At 61.4% G+C, this 18392-nt stretch carries 19 protein-coding genes; 2 read left to right on the top strand and 17 right to left on the bottom strand.

Annotated features, from left to right (window positions below):
* Positions 1-21: 21 nt before the first annotated feature.
* The 3 genes from plsX to ACTJK7_RS18195 are packed head-to-tail and all read right to left on the bottom strand — an operon-like array spanning position 22 to position 1760.
* Entirely contained in the window at positions 22-1032 is a 1011-nt protein-coding gene (gene plsX / locus ACTJK7_RS18205; protein WP_108562971.1) for a phosphate acyltransferase PlsX, read from the bottom strand.
* Between the two features lie 4 nt (positions 1033-1036).
* Positions 1037-1219 (bottom strand): 50S ribosomal protein L32, encoded by a 183-nt coding sequence (gene rpmF, locus ACTJK7_RS18200; protein ID WP_003179396.1) that lies wholly within the window; start codon positions 1217-1219, stop codon positions 1037-1039.
* Positions 1220-1232: 13 nt separating this feature from the next.
* Positions 1233-1760 (bottom strand): YceD family protein, encoded by a 528-nt coding sequence (locus ACTJK7_RS18195; protein WP_079304906.1) that lies wholly within the window; start codon positions 1758-1760, stop codon positions 1233-1235.
* 106 nt (positions 1761-1866) lie between these two features.
* On the opposite strand from ACTJK7_RS18195, the gene ACTJK7_RS18190 reads away from it, so the two are divergent.
* On the top strand, positions 1867-2445 hold the full coding sequence (locus ACTJK7_RS18190; protein ID WP_108562972.1) for a Maf family protein: 579 nt from the start codon (positions 1867-1869) through the stop codon (positions 2443-2445).
* 46 nt (positions 2446-2491) lie between these two features.
* Here the strand turns inward: ACTJK7_RS18190 and sppA are convergent, their stop codons facing one another.
* The 3 genes from sppA to rluC are packed head-to-tail and all read right to left on the bottom strand — an operon-like array spanning position 2492 to position 5117.
* Complete coding sequence (gene sppA / locus ACTJK7_RS18185) at positions 2492-3481, bottom strand: signal peptide peptidase SppA (protein WP_011335439.1); 990 nt, start codon at positions 3479-3481, stop codon at positions 2492-2494.
* A 24-nt stretch (positions 3482-3505) separates the two neighbouring features.
* A complete protein-coding gene (locus ACTJK7_RS18180; RefSeq protein WP_064383488.1) occupies positions 3506-4168 on the bottom strand; it encodes an HAD-IA family hydrolase in 663 nt (220 codons plus the stop codon).
* Positions 4155-5117: a 23S rRNA pseudouridine(955/2504/2580) synthase RluC gene (gene rluC / locus ACTJK7_RS18175; RefSeq protein ID WP_011335441.1), complete on the bottom strand. Its 963-nt coding sequence runs from the start codon at positions 5115-5117 to the stop codon at positions 4155-4157. Before rluC ends, ACTJK7_RS18180 begins: the two co-directional genes overlap by 14 nt.
* A 699-nt stretch (positions 5118-5816) precedes the next feature.
* Here rluC and rne point away from each other — a divergent pair.
* Positions 5817-9047, top strand: a complete 3231-nt coding sequence (rne, locus tag ACTJK7_RS18170; protein WP_440780214.1) for a ribonuclease E — start codon at positions 5817-5819, stop codon at positions 9045-9047.
* A gap of 182 nt (positions 9048-9229) precedes the next feature.
* On the opposite strand, the gene ACTJK7_RS18165 is transcribed toward rne, so the two are convergent.
* The 11 genes from ACTJK7_RS18165 to ACTJK7_RS18115 form a co-directional block, all read right to left on the bottom strand.
* A complete protein-coding gene (locus tag ACTJK7_RS18165) occupies positions 9230-9826 on the bottom strand; it encodes a nucleotidyltransferase family protein (RefSeq protein ID WP_108562975.1) in 597 nt (198 codons plus the stop codon).
* Positions 9823-10803 carry an XdhC family protein gene (locus tag ACTJK7_RS18160; RefSeq protein ID WP_064383496.1) on the bottom strand — a complete coding sequence of 327 codons (981 nt, stop codon included), beginning with the start codon at positions 10801-10803 and terminating at the stop codon, positions 9823-9825. Before ACTJK7_RS18160 ends, ACTJK7_RS18165 begins: the two co-directional genes overlap by 4 nt.
* Positions 10803-13124, bottom strand: coding sequence for a molybdopterin cofactor-binding domain-containing protein (locus ACTJK7_RS18155; RefSeq protein WP_440780215.1), 2322 nt, complete (start codon positions 13122-13124; stop codon positions 10803-10805). Before ACTJK7_RS18155 ends, ACTJK7_RS18160 begins: the two co-directional genes overlap by 1 nt.
* A complete protein-coding gene (locus ACTJK7_RS18150) occupies positions 13121-13591 on the bottom strand; it encodes a (2Fe-2S)-binding protein (RefSeq protein ID WP_039770687.1) in 471 nt (156 codons plus the stop codon). Before ACTJK7_RS18150 ends, ACTJK7_RS18155 begins: the two co-directional genes overlap by 4 nt.
* 247 nt (positions 13592-13838) lie before the next feature.
* Positions 13839-14858, bottom strand: a complete 1020-nt coding sequence (gene murB, locus ACTJK7_RS18145; RefSeq protein ID WP_108562977.1) for a UDP-N-acetylmuramate dehydrogenase — start codon at positions 14856-14858, stop codon at positions 13839-13841.
* Complete coding sequence (locus ACTJK7_RS18140; RefSeq protein ID WP_007950772.1) at positions 14855-15319, bottom strand: low molecular weight protein-tyrosine-phosphatase; 465 nt, start codon at positions 15317-15319, stop codon at positions 14855-14857. The genes murB and ACTJK7_RS18140 overlap by 4 nt, the downstream gene beginning before the upstream one ends.
* Positions 15319-16083, bottom strand: coding sequence for a 3-deoxy-manno-octulosonate cytidylyltransferase (gene kdsB / locus ACTJK7_RS18135; RefSeq protein ID WP_440780217.1), 765 nt, complete (start codon positions 16081-16083; stop codon positions 15319-15321). Before kdsB ends, ACTJK7_RS18140 begins: the two co-directional genes overlap by 1 nt.
* Positions 16080-16265 carry a Trm112 family protein gene (locus tag ACTJK7_RS18130; protein ID WP_003179363.1) on the bottom strand — a complete coding sequence of 62 codons (186 nt, stop codon included), beginning with the start codon at positions 16263-16265 and terminating at the stop codon, positions 16080-16082. The genes kdsB and ACTJK7_RS18130 overlap by 4 nt, the downstream gene beginning before the upstream one ends.
* Positions 16266-16289: 24 nt before the next feature.
* Positions 16290-17300 carry a tetraacyldisaccharide 4'-kinase gene (gene lpxK, locus ACTJK7_RS18125; RefSeq protein WP_323151200.1) on the bottom strand — a complete coding sequence of 337 codons (1011 nt, stop codon included), beginning with the start codon at positions 17298-17300 and terminating at the stop codon, positions 16290-16292.
* The gene (locus ACTJK7_RS18120) at positions 17300-17728 is read right to left on the bottom strand and encodes an ExbD/TolR family protein (RefSeq protein ID WP_323151199.1); all 429 of its coding nucleotides are present in this window, start codon (positions 17726-17728) and stop codon (positions 17300-17302) included. The genes lpxK and ACTJK7_RS18120 overlap by 1 nt, the downstream gene beginning before the upstream one ends.
* Entirely contained in the window at positions 17725-18360 is a 636-nt protein-coding gene (locus tag ACTJK7_RS18115; RefSeq protein WP_163976130.1) for a MotA/TolQ/ExbB proton channel family protein, read from the bottom strand. Before ACTJK7_RS18115 ends, ACTJK7_RS18120 begins: the two co-directional genes overlap by 4 nt.
* Positions 18361-18392 lie beyond the last annotated feature (32 nt).

Here is an 18392-nt window from a genome sequence, read left to right as displayed (position 1 = left end):
AGCATTGTCCGACGAAAACGCCTAAGACAACAAATCCTCCAGACGGCCGTGCAGGCGCTCGGGAAGATTCTCCTGTATCTCGATCAGCGCTCGCTGAATGGCACTCTGAAACCCCTGAACCCCGGCCGAACCGTGACTTTTCACGACAATCCCCTGCAAGCCGAGGAAGCTTGCGCCGTTATGTCGCGCCGGCGCCAGATCTGCCTGCAGACGCTTCATCAATGGCAGCGCCAGTGCACCGACAGCGCGGGAGGCGAGGTTTTTCTTGAACAGGGCCTCGATGCGGGCAGCGATCATGGTCGCCAGGCCTTCGCTGGACTTGAGCAGGATATTGCCGACGAAACCGTCGCAAACCACCACATCGGCCTCACCGCGATACAAGCCATCGCCCTCGATGAAGCCGATGTAATTAATGCCCCGCGCAGCCTGCAATAACGTCGCAGCCAGCTTGACCTGCTGATTACCCTTGATGTCTTCAGTGCCGATATTCAGCAGCGCAACGCGCGGACGGGCAATGCCCAGCGTCTGAGCCGCCACGGACCCCATCACAGCAAACTGCAACAGATGCTCGGCACTGCAATCGACGTTGGCGCCCAGATCCAGCAACTGACAATAGCCCTTCTGAGTCGGGATCGCGGCGACCATGGCCGGACGATCAATCCCCGGCAGGGTCTTGAGCACAAATCGCGACAGAGCCATCAAGGCACCGGTGTTGCCGGCACTGACACAGGCCTGGACCTTGCCGTCACGCAGCAACTCGAGGGCGACACGCATCGACGAGTCCGGCTTGCCACGCAGGGCCTGGGCAGGTTTTTCGTCCATGGTGATGACTTCGGACGCCGGAACAATCGTCAAGCGCGCGCGATCGGCAGCCGACTGGCCGTTGATCAATTCTTCAAGAAGGGAGGGTTGACCGACGAGGGTCAGGTGCAGCGAGGGTGTAGCAGAAAGGCAAGCGAGGCTGGCCTGAACAATGCTGCGGGGACCGAAGTCCCCGCCCATTGCGTCAATCGCGATGACTTGAGCGGACAAGTGATTACTCGTCAGCGCCCTTGTCGATCACTTTACGGCCACGGTATACGCCTTCTGGCGATACGTGGTGACGCAGGTGAACTTCACCAGTGGTTTTTTCTACAGACAGGGTGCTAGCCTCGAGAGCGTCGTGCGAACGGCGCATGTCACGGGCAGAGCGGGATTTTTTGTTCTGCTGAACAGCCATAATTGATTAACTCCTAAACGTTTGGGTCACGCTTTAACTGCGCCAATACACTGAACGGGTTGGACCGCGTTACCTCGTCCTCGCTCGGTTCGGGCTCATCTGCTCCCGCCGGCTGCTGGCATTCTTCCGGATGATGAGCAGGCACAATGGGCAAGGCGAGCAGAAGCTCCTCCTCGATCAGTGACTGCAGATCCAATGGATCTTCGCCCAGTTCCAGCACGTCATAACCTTTCGGCAACGACTGGGTATTCGCACCCTCCTTCACTACAGCGTAACTGCATTCGCTGTGGATCGGCAGGGTGACCAGCTCAAGACAACGCTGGCAAACCATTTTGACTTCGGTGTCGATAAAGCTGTGGACCACCACAGATTTACGTTCATCTCGTTCAAAAACGAATTTGGCCTGCACCGTACCGACATCGTCGGAAAGCGGGTCGCAGAGTCTCTTCAAATCGGCCAGCAGCAGTTCACCTTGGAGGGTGGTGCCACGGTCAGCCAATTTGCGCGGGTCAACGTGAGGTGGAATCGGGTCATTCAACATAGGCGCAGCATTATAGGGATGCACCCACCCATGTCAAAGGAAATTGTGCCCTGTCCGTCACTTGCGCGGCTCCGCTAGAATCTGTCGCCTGCCTCTGGAGATGCGAATGCTGCCTTTATTACTCGCTTCAAGCTCGACCTATCGTCGGGAATTGCTCAGCCGCCTGCGCCTGCCGTTCGTCTGCAGCTCGCCGGATATCGATGAAAGCCACCACCCGGATGAGTCGGCAATCGAGCTGGTCAAGCGCCTCGCCGAACAAAAGGCCCGAGCCCTGTCCGACAGCCATCCCGCTCATCTGATCATCGGTTCCGATCAGGTTGCGGTACTCGGCGAGCGCATCATCGGCAAGCCACACACCTTCGAAAACGCCCGCGAGCAGCTGCTGGCCGCCAGCGGCTCCAGCGTGACCTTCCTCACTGGACTGGCCCTGCTCAACAGCCAGACCGGCCACTGCCAGGTCGACTGCGTGCCCTTCACCGTGCACATGCGCGTACTGGATCAGGCCCGCGTCGAGCGCTATCTGCGCGCCGAGCAGCCCTACGACTGCGCCGGCAGCTTCAAGGCCGAAGGACTGGGCGTGAGCCTGTTTCAATCCACCGAAGGCCCGGACGCCACCAGCCTGATCGGCCTGCCGCTTATTCGCCTGATCGACATGCTGCTGGCGGAAGGCGTACAGATTCCCTGACCCACAAAAAACCGGCCCTCAGGCCGGTTTTTCTTGGAGCATTCGATCAGCGTAACGACGGGCCGTTGAAACCCATCCACATTGCCAGTTTTTCGGCAACGCTTGCTCCAAGCTTCTTCGAGAAGCGGTCGAACGGCGATTCCTGAACGGTGAAGTCCACCAGCTCTTTTTCGCCAATCACATCACGCGCCACCGAACTCGCATTGCCCAAGCCATCGATCAAGCCCAGCGGTAACGCTTGCTCACCCGACCAGACCAGTCCGGAGAACAGCTCCGGATGCTCCTTGTCCTTCAGTCGATCGCCACGCCCCTGCTTGACGCTGTTGATGAACTGCTTGTGCGTGGTATCCAGGACACTTTGCCAGAACGCCGTCTCTTCCGGCTTCTGCGGCTGGAACGGGTCGAGGAACGCCTTGTGTTCGCCAGAGGTGTAAGTGCGACGCTCGACGCCAAGCTTCTCCATGGTGCCGACAAAGCCGTAACCGGCTGCCGTCACACCAATGGAACCCACCAGACTGGCCTTGTCGGCATAGATCTGATCCGCTGCACTGGCAATGTAATAGGCACCGGAAGCGCCCAGGTCGGAAATCACCGCGTACAGCTTGGTGTCGGGATGCAGACCGCGCAGGCGCTTGATCTCGTCATACACATAACCCGACTGCACCGGACTGCCGCCCGGACTATTGATGCGCAGGATTACGCCCTTGACCTTCTTGTCCTCAAACGCCGCGCGTAGACTACCTACGATATTGTCGGCACTGGCAGGTTCTTTATCAGCGATCATGCCGGTAACGTCGATCAATGCGGTGTAGTTGCCACTGCGCGTGGCGCTTTTCTCCATATCCATCAACGGCGTAAACAGAATCAACGCAACAAACAGATAAATAAAGGTCAACAGCTTGAAGAAGATGCCCCAGCGGCGCGAACGACGCTGCTCCTGCACGCCGGCCAGCAGGGTCTTTTCCAGCAACTTCCAGCTTTTCGCATCACCGTCGTCGGCAGTTGCCTTGGCCGGTGCTTTCCATTCGTCGGTCATGCCATCCACCCCAGCAAAAACGTATTAAGCCTGCTGCCCCAGCCAGGCATGCAATTCGGAAAAATGGTCGATCGACAGTCGCGGCGCGAACTGTTGCAGAGATTCGATCGATTGCGCGCCATAGCTGACCGCCACCGAATCCATCCCCGCATTGCGCGCCATCAACAGATCGAAGGACGAGTCACCGACCATCAGCGCCTGCTCGGCACGCACACCGCAGTGAGCGAGGATCTGCTCCAGCATCAGAGGGTGCGGCTTGCTTGCAGTTTCATCGGCAGCACGGGTGATATCGAAATAATCTTCCCAGCCATTGGCCTTGAGCACCCGATCCAGCCCGCGACGATTCTTGCCGGTCGCGACAGCCAGGTGATAGCCCTGCTCGCGAAAGGACGCCATCGACTCGACGACGCCTTCGAACAACGGCGAAGGTACGGCTTCTGCAGCGATGTAGTGATCGGCGTAATACTCGCGGAACAAGGTCATTTCGGCATCACTGATTTCGGGATACAGCGTGCGGATCGCCTCGGGCAAGCCCAGACCGATAATGCCTTTGACGGCAAAATCATCACGCAACTCGAAACCTGAACGCCCGGACGCCGAGTGCATCGCCTCGACAATCCGATGAATGGAATCGGCCAGCGTGCCGTCCCAATCAAAAATCAGCAGCTTGTAATCAGATGGGCGCACTCAATCGCTCCACAGTCTTGGCCCACATTTCATCGACCGGCGCCTGCAACTTGAGCTCACCGCCGTCGGGCAGCGGCACGGTCAGCATGTAGGCGTGCAGAAACAGGCGCTTGCCGCCCAGATCACGGATTTCCTTACTGAAATTGTCATCGCCGTATTTGGTGTCACCGGCAATGCAGTGTCCGGCGTGCAACGTGTGGACGCGGATCTGGTGCGTGCGACCGGTAATCGGCTTGGCCTCGATCAAAGTGGCAAAATCGCCAAAGCGACGCAGGACCTTGAACACGGTCACAGACTCCTTGCCCTCCTCCTCGTCGACCTCGACCATACGCTCACCGGAGCGCAGATTGCTCTTGCCGAGCGCCGCACGGACTTGCTTGATCGAGGTCGCCCAATTGCCGCGAACCAGGGCCATGTAGCGCTTGTCGACACCGTCACCGCGCAACGCGGCATGCAAGTGACGCAGCATGCTGCGCTTCTTGGCGATCATCAGCAGACCGGAGGTATCACGATCGAGGCGGTGGACCAGCTCGAGCTCCTTGGCATCGGGGCGCAACTGACGAAAGGCTTCGATAACACCGTAATTCAGGCCGCTGCCACCGTGAACCGCAATCCCGGCGGGCTTGTTGATCACAATCAGAGCCTTGTCTTCGTAGACAATCGAGGCTTCCAGACGCTGCAAAAGGCCTTGGGCCAAAGGCACCGGTTCGTCACGCTCAGGCACGCGAACCGGCGGCACGCGCACGATATCGCCAGCCTGCAGCTTGTATTCGGGCTTGATCCGACCCTTGTTCACTCGCACTTCGCCTTTGCGCAAAATGCGGTAAATCAAAGTCTTGGGCACGCCTTTGAGCCGGGCGAGGAGGAAATTGTCGATTCGTTGGCCGGCATATTCCGGCGAGACCTCAAGCAGTTGAACGCCTGGAGTCGAGGGGGCAGTAGTCGTCATGGCGCGGATAATAACAATTTTTTATGGAATTGAAGCACTTAATCATTGCTGCTATAGTCGCGAACGCCGCCAAAAGCGGCCTGGACAGCGGAACCACGGTCAAAAACCGGCCCTGACCAACGCAATTCACCAGGACGCGAGGCCGTCCTACGGGGCTTTTGCTACGTAACGGTGGAGTTTGCAGCTGTAACAAGCGCAGGTGACATGAGGCCTGAATCACGCCGCAAAGCAGAGTTTTCACTCGCCACGCGAGCCATATTCACGGCCAGTTCACAAAGTGCAGTCAGCCGCGGATGACCCCGAGCGAAGGCTCCGGAAACACCGCCTGAATTAGCCATGATGCGTGACCTCCCCTTTCGGAGCTCACGGTAAATGCCAACCCGCTGCGGATTCTGCGCGCGGCAGCACCCGAATTATCAGGGATACGTGTAGGGTGGAGATGCACAACCGCTGGACTGTGTAACAACAGGCTTTATCAAGACGCTTCATCTCGTCCACAGCCACCGGTTGATTCCTCCTCCTGACTGAGTGCTTAAGTAGCCACAGCAAGCAGGACGCGTACGTCGCGATAACGGCCCAATTGGCCGGACATCGCTGGACACGGGAATGGCCAACCACTCCCGACGCACCTGACACCGACCGTGAGAAGTCGTGTGTGCCGAACGCCGTTTCCGGCAGCCCGGAAACCGACGGTACTACATGAAAAGAATGCTGATTAACGCAACTCAACCCGAAGAGTTGCGTGTTGCACTGGTAGATGGCCAGCGCCTCTACGACCTGGACATCGAATCCGGTGCACGCGAGCAGAAAAAGGCCAACATCTATAAAGGCCGCATCACTCGCATCGAACCAAGCCTTGAGGCTGCCTTTGTCGATTTCGGCTCCGAGCGCCACGGCTTCCTGCCCCTCAAAGAAATCTCCCGCGAATACTTCAAGAAAGCCCCTGAAGGCCGCGTCAACATCAAGGACGTCCTGAGCGAAGGCCAGGAAGTCATCGTTCAGGTCGAAAAAGAAGAACGTGGCAACAAGGGCGCAGCCCTGACCACCTTCATCAGCCTGGCCGGTCGTTACCTCGTACTGATGCCGAACAACCCGCGTGCCGGCGGCATCTCCCGTCGCATCGAAGGCGAAGAACGCAACGAACTGCGTGAAGCGCTGAACGGTCTGGTTGCTCCAGCCGACATGGGTCTGATCGTGCGCACTGCAGGCCTTGGCCGCAGCAGCGAAGAAATGCAGTGGGACCTCGATTACCTGCTGCAACTGTGGACAGCCATCAAAGAAGCTTCGCTGGATCGTTCCGCGCCATTCCTGATCTACCAGGAAAGCAACGTGATCATCCGCGCCATCCGCGATTACCTGCGCCAGGACATCGGCGAAGTGCTGATCGACAGCGTTGAAGCCCAGGACGAAGCCCTGACCTTCATCCGTCAGGTGATGCCGCAGTACGCCAGCAAGATCAAGCTGTATGAAGACAGCGTTCCGCTGTTCAACCGTTTCCAGATCGAAAGCCAGATCGAGACCGCTTTCCAGCGCGTCGTCGAACTGCCGTCCGGCGGCTCCATCGTCATCGATCCGACCGAAGCCCTGGTGTCCATCGACATCAACTCGGCGCGCGCCACCAAAGGCAGCGACATCGAAGAAACCGCCCTGCAGACCAACCTTGAAGCCGCCGAAGAAATCGCCCGTCAGTTGCGCCTGCGCGACATCGGCGGCCTGATCGTCATCGACTTCATCGACATGACCCCTGCCAAGAACCAGCGCGCCGTGGAAGAGAAAGTCCGCGAATGCCTGGAGGCCGACCGCGCTCGCGTGCAGATCGGTCGCATCTCGCGCTTCGGCCTGCTGGAAATGTCCCGTCAGCGCCTGCGTCCTTCGCTGGGCGAAAGCAGCGGCATTGTCTGCCCGCGTTGCAGCGGCACCGGCATCATCCGTGACGTCGAATCGCTGTCCCTGGCGATCCTGCGCCTGATCGAAGAAGAAGCCCTGAAAGACCGTACCGCCGAAGTTCGCGCTCAAGTGCCGATCCCGGTGGCCGCGTTCCTGCTCAACGAAAAACGCAACTCGATCACCAAGATCGAACTGCGCACCCGCGCCCGCATCGTCATCCTGCCGAACGATCACCTCGAAACCCCGCATTTCGAAGTTCAGCGTCTGCGTGACGACAGCCCGGAAGCCGCGACCAACCAGTCCAGCTACGAAATCGCTGCCGCTGCCGCCGATGTCGAAGACGTCCAGCCAGCCGCCGCAACCCGCACCCTGGTTCGCCAGGAAGCCGCCGTCAAGACGGCTCCGGCCCGCGCCAACGCTCCGGTTCCGACCGAAGTCGCCGCACCGGCCGCGGCACCTGCTCCGGTTGCCGCGCCAGAGCCAAGCCTGTTCAAAGGCCTGGTGAAGTCGCTGGTCAGCCTGTTCGCCACCAAGGAAGAGCCAGTTGCTCCGGTGGTGGTTGAAAAACCTGCCACCGAGCGTCCGGCCCGCAACGAAGAGCGTCGCAACGGTCGTCAGCAGAGCCGCAACCGTAACGGTCGCCGCGATGAAGAACGCAAACCGCGCGAAGAACGTGCACCGCGTGAAGAGCGCGCCCCACGTGAGCCGCGTGAAGAGCGTCAACCGCGCGAGCCACGTGAAGTCCGCGAGCCACGCGAATCCCGTGACGAAGCGCCGGTAGCCCGCGAAGAACGCGCACCACGCGCCCCTCGTGAAGAACGTGCACCACGTGCTCCGCGTGAAGATCGCAAGCCGCGTGGCGAGCGTGAAGAACGCGTACGTGAACTGCGCGAGCCGCTGGATGCCGCTCCGGCCGTTGCTGCTGCCGCCACCGCTGAAGAGCGTCCGGCCCGTCAGCCGCGTGAAGAACGTGCACCACGTCCTCCGCGCGAAGAGCGTCAACCGCGTGCCGAACAGGCCGCTGCCGCTGTCGCCGAAGAAGAAACCCACACCAACGAAGAGCAACTGCCGGAAGACGGTTCGGAGAACGCCGAAGGCGATCGTCCACGCCGCCGCTCCCGTGGTCAGCGTCGTCGCAGCAACCGTCGCGAGCGTCAGCGTGATGCCAACGGCAACGTGATCGAGGGTTCGGAAGAGTCCGCAGAGAACACTGAAGCGGCACAACCGAGCACAGCCGATCTGGCCGCCGGCCTGGCCGTCACCGCGGCGGTTGCCAGCACCGTGATCAGCGCTCCAGCCGAAGCTCAGGCTCACGAGCAAGCTGAACGCGCCACTGCTGCCACGCTGGAAAGTGCTCCAGTTGAAGCGCCGGTTGTTGAAGCGACCACGCCAGTCCAAGCGAAGGCTGCTCCGGAAGTCGAAGTGGCTCCGGTTCGCGAAGCTCAGCCTCAGGTTGAAGTCGCTGCCGAACCAGCTGTGTCCTTTGAAGCGCCAGCCGTCGCTGAACAGTCGGTTGTCGAAACCGTCGCTGAAACCGTGACCGAAACCGTGCGTGAAGTTCGCGAAGAACAGACCGCGTTCAACTGGGTCGCCGAGCCGGCTGTCACTGAAACACCAGCGCCAGTGGTTGAAGCGCCTGTTGTTGAAGAAGCCAAGGCTGCCGGGCCAGTAGTTGTTGCTGAACCGGCACCGGTCGTTGAAGCCCCTGTGGTTGAAGCGCCAGTAGTAGCCGAAGCACCAGCGCCAGTGGTTGAAGCTGCTCCGGTCAGCGCCCTGACCCCAAGCGGCCGCGCACCGAACGACCCGCGTGAAGTGCGTCGTCGCAAGCGTGAAGAAGAGCGTCTGCAGAAGGAAGCCGAGCTGGCTGCCGCCGCCGCTGCTGCTGCTCCAACTGCCGAAGTGGTCGAGGCTGCTCCTGCCCCGGTCGCTGAGGAAGTTGCCGTTGAAGCTGTGATTGCCGAGGCACCACGCTCCGTTCAGGAAGCGGTCGAGCAACACGAAGAGGCCCAGGAAAAAGAACACGAGCCTAAACCCCTCGTCTGATTCCAAACGCCACTAAAAAGCCCCGCCTGGTAATCCAGGCGGGGCTTTTTTATGCCTCAAAATTCACACAACTCAATAGTAGGTGCGAGCTTGCTCGCGATAGCGGTCTGTCTATACCTGTTCCACTACCTGACACTCCGCCATCGCGGGCAAGCCCGCTCCCACAGGAATCTGTGCGTACTTCAAACTTGAGGGAAAACCAGCGCTTGCGGCACATCGATATCCCACAGAACGCCGGGATCATCTACCACCACTTCCACCACACGCCCCTGCTTGAACAATGGCCTGGCGCCCCGGTCACCGGACAAAGCCATCAGCCCCGCTCCGAACGATCGACCAAACCCGACCGGATGCCCATAGTCACCGTTCAACGTCGGTACGCTGACCGCATCCTCGGCAATCGCCGCCACAACCCGCTCAATGCTCGACGGCAGGATGAACGGCATGTCGCCCAGCACAATCAGCCAGCCATCGGCATCCGGGCAAGCCGCCACACCCGCCGCGATGCTGTCGCCCATTCCGGTGGACTCGATCGAGACAATGTCACACCCATAAGCCTGCGCCATACGCATAGCCTGCGGCCGCGCCTCAGTCGTCACCAGCACTCGCTGGTCGAGGCTCGCCGGCAGATTCACCAGCACCTGCTCGATCACCGAACGCACCGCGCCATCGCGCCCGGTGCAATCGGCCAGCAGCTTGTCCTTGTCAACGCCTGCCACCTCGCGAAAGCGCCTGCCCTCGCCCGCCGCCAGCACAATCACTCCGATGGATCGGCTCATACGCTCTCCACTGTTTTCTTCTGCTTGAGCTCGACACCATTCTTGATCGCGACGATTTCCGCCAACAGCGACAAGGCGATTTCCGCCGGGGAATGGCTGCCAATATGCAAACCGATCGGCCCGTGCAAACGGGCGATAGCCGCTTCTGACAAGCCTAGCTCAGCCAGGTTTTCCCGACGCTTGCGGCTGTTGACCCGTGAGCCGAGTGCGCCGACGTAGAACGCCTTGGAGTCGAGCGCCGTGAGCAGCGCCATGTCGTCCAGCCGTGGATCGTGAGTCAGCGCGACAATCGCCGTGCGTTCATCGGTCTGGATGTTCAGCACCGCTTCATCCGGCATACCGGGCACAAACCGCCCATGCTGCTCTTCCCAGCCATAGACGAATTCGGTGCGCGGATCACAGATCAGCACTTCGAAATCCAGCAGCCGCGCCATCTCGGCCACATACCGTGACAACTGTCCGGCGCCGATCAACAGCAGGCGCCAGCGTGGGCCATAGATGGCGCGCAGGGTCTGGCCGTCGAAGCTCAAGGTGTCAGTCTTGCCGGCCGGTCGCAGCACCACCTCGCCAGTGCCGATGTTCAGCTCGCGAGCGACGATTTCGTGGGCTTCGCAGCGATCCAGCAACTCGGCGACCCACGCCGGATCGCCGACTCGCTCCTCGGTCAGGCGCAGAGTGCCGCCGCACGGCAGGCCGAAACGCGCCGCCTCTTCCTGCGTCACGCCGTAGGTGATCAACTGCACCGGCGGCCCGTCGGCGGGAATCCGTCCGTCGTGCAGCCGGGCGATCAGATCGTCCTCGACGCAACCGCCGGACACCGAGCCGATCACCACGCCATCTTCGCGCAACGCGAGCATTGCGCCGGGCGCCCGGGGCGCGGTGCCCCAGGTCTGCACGACACTGAACAACATCACTCGCTGCCCGGCTCGACGCCATTCGAGCACACTGCGCAGGACATTCAGATCGGCGCTGTCCATCACGCTTGCGCCTTCTGCCAGCCCTGCAACTGGTAACGCACCGGCAGGTTACGGATGCGCTGACCGGTGGCGGCGAAGATCGCGTTGCACAGCGCCGGAGCGATCGGAGGCACGCCGGGCTCACCGACACCACCCAGCGGCACCTCGCCCGGCGGGGTCACCAGATGCACCGCGACTTCCTTCGGCGCCAGCGACATGCGTGCCACTTCATACATATGGAAGTTGTCCTGTTGCACCTTGCCGTCCTTGAAGCTGATTTCGCCCCACACGGCATTACCCAGGCCCATCACACAGGCGCCCTCGAACTGCGAACGGATCCGCTCCGGGTTGATCTGCGGGCCGCAATCCACGGCGATATCGGCCTTGTGCACGATCAATGTGCCGTCGTCCTTGACCTCGACTTCGATCACCGCCGCCACATAGGTGACGAAGCTGTAATGCACCGCCAATCCGAGACCACGGCCTTTAGGCAGTTGACGCCCCCAACCCGCCGCCTTGGCCGCGGTTTCGAGCACGGTGCGCATGCGCCCGGTGTCGATCGGATAACGCTCGGGGGATTCGCCGTAGTTCCACTCTTCACTGAGCGTGCGCGGGTCTATCTGCCGATCCGGGCCGAGCAACTTGATCTGATACTTGAGCGGATCTTCCTTGGCCTTGTGCGCCAGTTCGTCGACAAAGCTCTGAATCGCAAAACCATGGGGAATGTTCGACACCGAGCGATACCAGCCGACCCGCGTATGCACCGTGGCTTCAGGGTTTTCCAGGCGCACGTTGGGAATCGCGTAGGCCATGTTGGTAAAGCCCATGCCCAGCTCGAACGCAGCTTCGTGGTTCATGCCCGGCGCAAACAGCGCGGTAATGCTCGGCGCCACCGTGCGGTGCAACCAGGCAGACGGCAAGCCGTCCTTACCGACGCCGGCCTTGAGGTATTCGGCGGATACGGTGTGGAAATACGAGTTGTGGATGTCGTCTTCCCGGGTCCATTGCACGCGCACTGCTTTGCCAGGAAATTCCTTGGCGAGCACGGCAGCCTCAACGACGAAGTCCGGTTTGGACTTGCGGCCGAAACCACCGCCCAACAGCGTGACATTGAAGGTGACGTTATCGAACGGCAGCCCCAGGCGTTCGGCGATCCGCTCGCGGGTGACCTGCGGCGCCTGGCTCGGCGCCCACGCCTCGCAGGTGCCATCCTTGTAACGGGCGATGGCGACCATCGGCTCCATCGGTGCCTGGGCCAAGTGCGGCAGATAATAAGAGGCTTCAAGGGTGCTGGCGGCACTGCCGATGGCTTTGTCGATGTCGCCGGTATTGCGCACCACTTTGCCCGGTTTCAGCGAAGCAGCTTCGATCTCCTTGCGATAGGCGACCGAGTCATAAGTGGCGTTCGGGCCATCGTCCCACTCGATCTTCAGCGCTTCGCGGCCCTTCAATGCCGCCCAGGTGTTGCTGGCCACCACGGCCACGCCACCCAACGGCTGGAATTCCGAAGGCAATGGCCGGGGTTCGATCTGGATGACTTTGAGGACGCCCGGCACTTTCAGCGCGACGCTGTCATCCACCGATTTGACCTTGCCACCGTACACCGCCGGACGCGCAATCACCGCAAACAACATGCCGTCGAAATGCACGTCAGCGCCGTAAACCGCGCGACCATTGACGATGTCGGCACCGTCGATGGCCTTGGTGCCTTCCTTGCCGATGTAACGGAATTCCGACGACTGCTTGAGCCGCAGGCTGTCACGGGGCGGCACCGTCAGTGCACTGGCCGCAGCGGCCAGCTCACCGTAACCCAGCTCGCGCCCGGAAGGTGTGTGAATGACTTTATGCAGTTGCGCGCGACATTCGCCGACAGGCACCTTCCACTGGGCGGCGGCCGCTTGTTCCAGCATGGTCCGGGCAGCGGCGCCGCAACGGCGCATCGGTTCGTACCAGTGACGCATGCTGCGCGAGCCGTCAGTGTCCTGGTTGCCGAAGCGCACTTCATCACCCGGCGCCTGCTGAACCTTGACGTGCGTCCAGTCGGCTTCCAGCTCATCGGCGACCACCATGGTCAGGCTGGTGCGCACGCCCTGGCCCATTTCCGAACGGTTACAGACCACGGTCACCGTGCCGTCGGCGGCAATGCTGACGTAAACCTTCGGATCGTCGATCCAGCCGTTGGGCATGCCGTCGGCGCCAAACTTCTTGGGCTTGTCTTCGGCCAGCGCATCCTGCCAGCCCCAGCTCGCCGCCAGCACCAACGCCCCGGTGGCACCGACGCCCTTGAGGAAGCCCCGACGACTCAGGTTGCTCAGGGCGAAATCGTTCGGTAGACGGCTCATGCCTTGGCCTCCTTCAGGTGAGTGGATGCCTGACGGATCGCGGTCTTGATCCGGTTGTAGGTGCCGCAGCGGCAGATGTTGCCGACCATCGCCTCTTCGATCTGCTCGTCGCTCGGGTTCGGGTTGGTCTTGAGCAACGCGGTGGCGGACATGATCTGCCCGCCCTGGCAGTAACCGCATTGGGCCACGGCGGTGTCGAGCCAGGCTTGCTGAACGATCTGACCGACCGGGTCGGCATGCAGGTTGTCGATGGTGGTCACGTTCTGCCCGACCACCGAACCGATCGGGGTGATGCAACTGCGCGCCGGCGCGCCGTCGATATGAATGGTGCATGCACCGCACAGGCCCATGCCGCAGCCGAACTTGGTGCCGTTGTAGCCAGCGACGTCACGGATCGCCCACAACAGTGGCATGTCCTCGGTGACATCGAGTGGATGATCTTGACCATTGAGTTTCAGGGTAATCATGGGCACGCCCGCATATTCTTGGAGGTTATGGGGTCGAGCCATCTGCCACCGCAGGGACGGTAGTGGTTCGCGCAGATCGGCTCAGGCTAATCAGGCTCTCTTGTACCGACGGGAACGTCTGCACCGGGCCTTTGGTGGAGCAAATGGTTGGTATCGTTAGCTGGCTACGTTAACCCGCGATTAACAAAAAAGCCCTGCACTTTTTTAAATAGTGCAGGGCTTTGGGTCCAGACTTGAAAGCGTAGCCTCAATAGCGATTGGGCTCCATTTCCAGCTCGACATTGAAACGTTCTGCAATGTCTTTCTGGATGCGCTGGGCCAGATCAAGCAATTGCAGCCCGGTCGCCGCGCCGTAGTTGACCAGCACCAGCGCCTGCAATTTATGCACGCCGGCATCGGCCTCGCGGAAACCTTTCCAGCCCGCTTGCTCGATCAACCAGCCTGCCGCCAGTTTCATCTGCCCGTCCGGTTGCGCGTAGGCCACCAGATCCGGGTGCTGCGCCTTGATCTGTGCGACCACGGCCGCCGACACCAGCGGGTTCTTGAAGAAGCTGCCGGCATTGCCGAGTACCGCCGGGTCCGGCAGTTTTTCACTGCGGATGCTGCAAATGGCGCGGCTGACATCCGTCGGCGTCGGCTGCTCGATGCCCTGCTCGATCAGACGCTGACGCACAGGGCCGTATTCCAGGTGCAGATGCGCGACTCGATTCAATGCGAAGCGCACTCGCAGGATCAACCAACGACCCGGCTGCTGTTTGAACACGCTGTCGCGGTAGGCGAACCTGCATTCCTCCAGGCTGAAGTCACGCAGCTCGCCGGTCTGGCGATCCAGCGCCGTCAGGCCGGCGAACACATCCTTGATCTCGACACCGTAGGCACCGATGTTCTGCATCGGCGCGGCGCCGACAGTGCCGGGGATCAGGCTGAGATTCTCAAGCCCGGAAAAACCCTGCGCCAGCGTGTGCTGCACAAACGGATGCCAAGGCTCGCCAGCTTCAGCTTCGATCACCACGCGGTTGCCGTCGTCGTTGATGACGCGGATGCCTCGACTGGCCATGCGCAGCACCAGCGCCGGGATGTCCGCCGTGAGCAACAGGTTGCTGCCGCCGCCAATCACCAGCAACGGCACGTCGTGAGCAGCCGCGTAAGCCAGGGCTTCGCGCACATCGGCGTCACTGTGGGCTTCGGCAAACAGCTGCGCGCGAACGTCGACGCCGAAGGTGTTGAAGGGTTTCAGGGAAACCTGCGGCTGTATCTGCAAACTCATAACCGCCCCTTCACTTCGATCAACAGCTGATCGCAGGCACGCTCGATCAGATCCAGCACCTGCTCGAAACCCTGATCGCCGTCGTAATACGGATCCGGCACCTCGTCGACCACGCCTGCATAGCGGCGCAGAAACAGGTCCAGCTCGGCCTTGCCGGTGGACGGCTGCAAGGCCTTGAGGTTGCGCAGGTTGCTGTTGTCCATGGCAAGGATCAGGTCGTAACTGGCGAAATCGGCGCGGCTGACCTGCTGCGCGCGCTGCGCCGACAGGTCATAACCACGCAACTTGGCCGCAGCCTGACTGCGCTTGTCCGGCGGATTGCCGACGTGCCAGTCACCGGTGCCGGCGGAGGCCACTTCGACCTGATCCGCCAGCCCTGCTTCGCGCAATTTATGGCGCAACACGCCTTCGGCGGTGGGCGAACGGCAGATGTTGCCCAGGCACACGAACAGAACGCGCATCAGGCCTCCAGCAGGCGACGGACGCGCTCGAGGTCTTCGGCGGTGTCGACCCCGGTCGGCGGCGCGATCAACGCGTCAGCCACATGAATCCGCACGCCGTGCCACAGGGCACGCAGCTGTTCGAGGGATTCGGTGTTTTCCAGCCAGCACGGGCCCCAGCTCACAAAGTCCTGAAGAAAGCCTGCGCGGTAGGCATAAATGCCGATGTGGCGACGATACGGCACGCCTTCCGGCAAAACATCGCGGCTCTTGGCGAACGCATCGCGAGCCCATGGCAGGGTCGCGCGACTGAAGGTCAGCGCCAGACCGTTGAGGTCGCTGACAACCTTGACCACGTTCGGGTTGAACAGGGTTTCGACGTCTTCGATCGGCTCGGCCAGAGTAGCCATGCGCGCTTCGGTGTGGGCTGCGAGGTTGGCGGCCACCTGATCGATCACGCTCGGCGGGATCAGCGGCTCGTCACCCTGCACGTTGACCACGATGGCATCCGGTTCCAGACCCAGCTTCCCAGCCACTTCGGCCAGACGATCGGTGCCGGAGTTGTGATCTTCACGGGTCAGCACCACTTCGGCGCCGAAGGCCTTGCAGGCCTCGACAATGCGCGCATCGTCGGTGGCCACGACCACGCGGCTGGCGCTGCTTTTGCTGGCCTGTTCCCAGACGTGCTGGATCATCGGCTTGCCGGCGATGTCCAGCAGCGGTTTGCCCGGCAGGCGGGTCGAGGCATAACGCGACGGGATGACAACGGTGAAGGCGGTGGTCATTTATCCAGACGCTCGTCGGTGGTCAGGGTGCGGGCTTCGCTTTCCAGCATCACCGGGATGCCGTCGCGGATCGGGTACGCCAGACCGGCGCCCTTGCTGATCAGTTCGGTCTTGTCGGCGCTGAGCTTGAGCGGGCCTTTGCAGACCGGGCAGGCGAGGATGTCGAGCAATTTGGTGTCCATGAACATTCCCTGGATAAAAACGGATTAAGGCAAAAGACGATCCGGCAACAGGCGCATCAACTGTGTGTCGAACCAGGCCACAAAGGCCGGCGACGGCACGGCATCGACCGCCAGGTACCACCAGTCGGCGGCGGCGAAGGCACGGCATTTCACCGCGTCCTTCTCAGTCATCACCACCGGCAATGACGGCGTGAAACTCAAGGCCTGCACGCTGTATTCGGCGTGGTCGGCGAAGGCGTGGGGCACAGGCCGCCAGTCTAGCGCTTCGAGGGTATTGAAGAAACGTTGCGGGTTGCCGATCCCGGCGACCGCGTGCACGGCCTGACCGGGCGGAAAATGATCGAGCGGCTTGCGTTCACCGCTGTGCAGATTGACCAGCGTCGAAGGTTGCAGACGGAAAGCAAAACCGCCGTCGCGATCCTCAAGGGCGCCGTTGAACAGCACACCGTCAACGCTTTGCAGGCGCTCGGCCGGTTCGCGCAGGGGGCCGGCGGGCAGACAGCGCCGGTTGCCAAGCCCTCGGGCGGCGTCGATCAGCACCAGTTCCAGATCCCGCGCGAGGCGGTAATGCTGCATGCCGTCATCGGACAGGATCAGGTCCAGCGGCTCGCTGTCCAGCAAGGCCCTGACAGCGGCGCTGCGATCGGGATCGATCATCAACGGTACGCCGGTGCGCTGCACGATCAGCAAAGGTTCGTCGCCGGCGATGTCGGCAGTCTGATCGGCCTGGACTCGCCATGGCAGTTGCTCCGGTTTGGCGCCGTAACCACGACTGACCACACCGACCCGCAGCCCGTGGCGTCGGCAGTGCTCGATCAGCCACAGGATCATCGGGGTCTTGCCGGTGCCGCCGACAGTGATATTGCCAACCACGACCACCGGCACCGGCGACTGGTAGATCTCACCTTCGCCATCGAGAAAACGCTGACGCTTGCCGGCCACGACGCGGCGGTAAAGCCACTCCAGCGGCCGCAACAGCGTCAGGGCCGGGTGCCCCTGATACCAAGCGGCGAGCAGACGATCGGACATGGCCATCAGGATTTGGGCGCCGCCTCGACCGTGGTCATGCGCAGATGGCTGAAACCGAGCTTGCCGGCCGCGTCCATGGCGGTGATCACGGATTGGTGCTGAGTCTTGCCGTCAGCACTTATCGACAACGGCATGTTGGTGTCGCCGTTGGATTCTTTCTGCATGGCTTCCATCAGGGTGGCCAGATCGTTTTTCGGCAGAATCCTGTTGTTCACCGAGAACACGCCTTCGGCGCTGATGGTCACGTCCAGTTGCTTGACCTGCTGATCCTCGGCCGGCGAGCCGCTGACCGCTTCCGGCAGATCGACGCGCAACTGGGTTTCGCGGGTGAAGGTCGTAGTCACGACGAAAAACAGCAACAGGATGAACACCACGTCGATCAGCGACGCGAGGTTGATGTCGATCGTTTCCCGGGGCTTGCGACGGAATTTCACGCTTTGCCCCCGGCCAGATCGACGTCACGGTCGCCCTGCACCACTTCCACCAGTTTGATCGCTTCCTGTTCCATGCCCACCACCAGCTCATCGATGCGGCGTTGCAGGAAACGATGGAAGAACACTGCCGGAATACCGACCATCAGGCCCGCAGCGGTGGTGATCAGCGCCTTGGAAATACCGCCGGCCAGCACCGCAGCATTGGTGGTCATTCCCGAGCCGGTGAAGGCGCTGAAAATATCGATCATGCCCAGCACCGTGCCCAGCAGACCGAGCAGCGGCGACATGGCGGCGATGGTGCCCAGCGCGTTGACGTAGCGCTCCAGCTCGTGGATGACCCGGGCGGCGGCCTCTTCGATGCACTCCTTCATGATCTCGCGACCATGCTTGGAGTTGGCCAGGCCCGCAGCGAGGATTTCCCCCAGCGGCGAGTTGGCGCGCAATTCCTTGAGTTTTTCCTTGTTGAGCTGCTTGTCCTTGATCCAGACCCAGACCTGACCCAGCAAATGCTCAGGGGTGACGCGACTGGCGCGCAGGGTCCACAGGCGCTCGGCGACGATCGCCATGGCGGCGATGGAACTCAGAATGATCGGCAACATCATCCAGCCGCCGGATTTGACCAATTCCCACACAGTGACAGCCCCCTCGAAAAAGTGCGCCACTT

Source organism: Pseudomonas sp. 22085 (assembly GCF_052045815.1).
Lineage (GTDB): Bacteria > Pseudomonadota > Gammaproteobacteria > Pseudomonadales > Pseudomonadaceae > Aquipseudomonas > Aquipseudomonas glycinae.
Note: the sequence above shows the minus strand (reverse complement) of the source record. Positions and strands in the feature narration are given on the sequence as shown.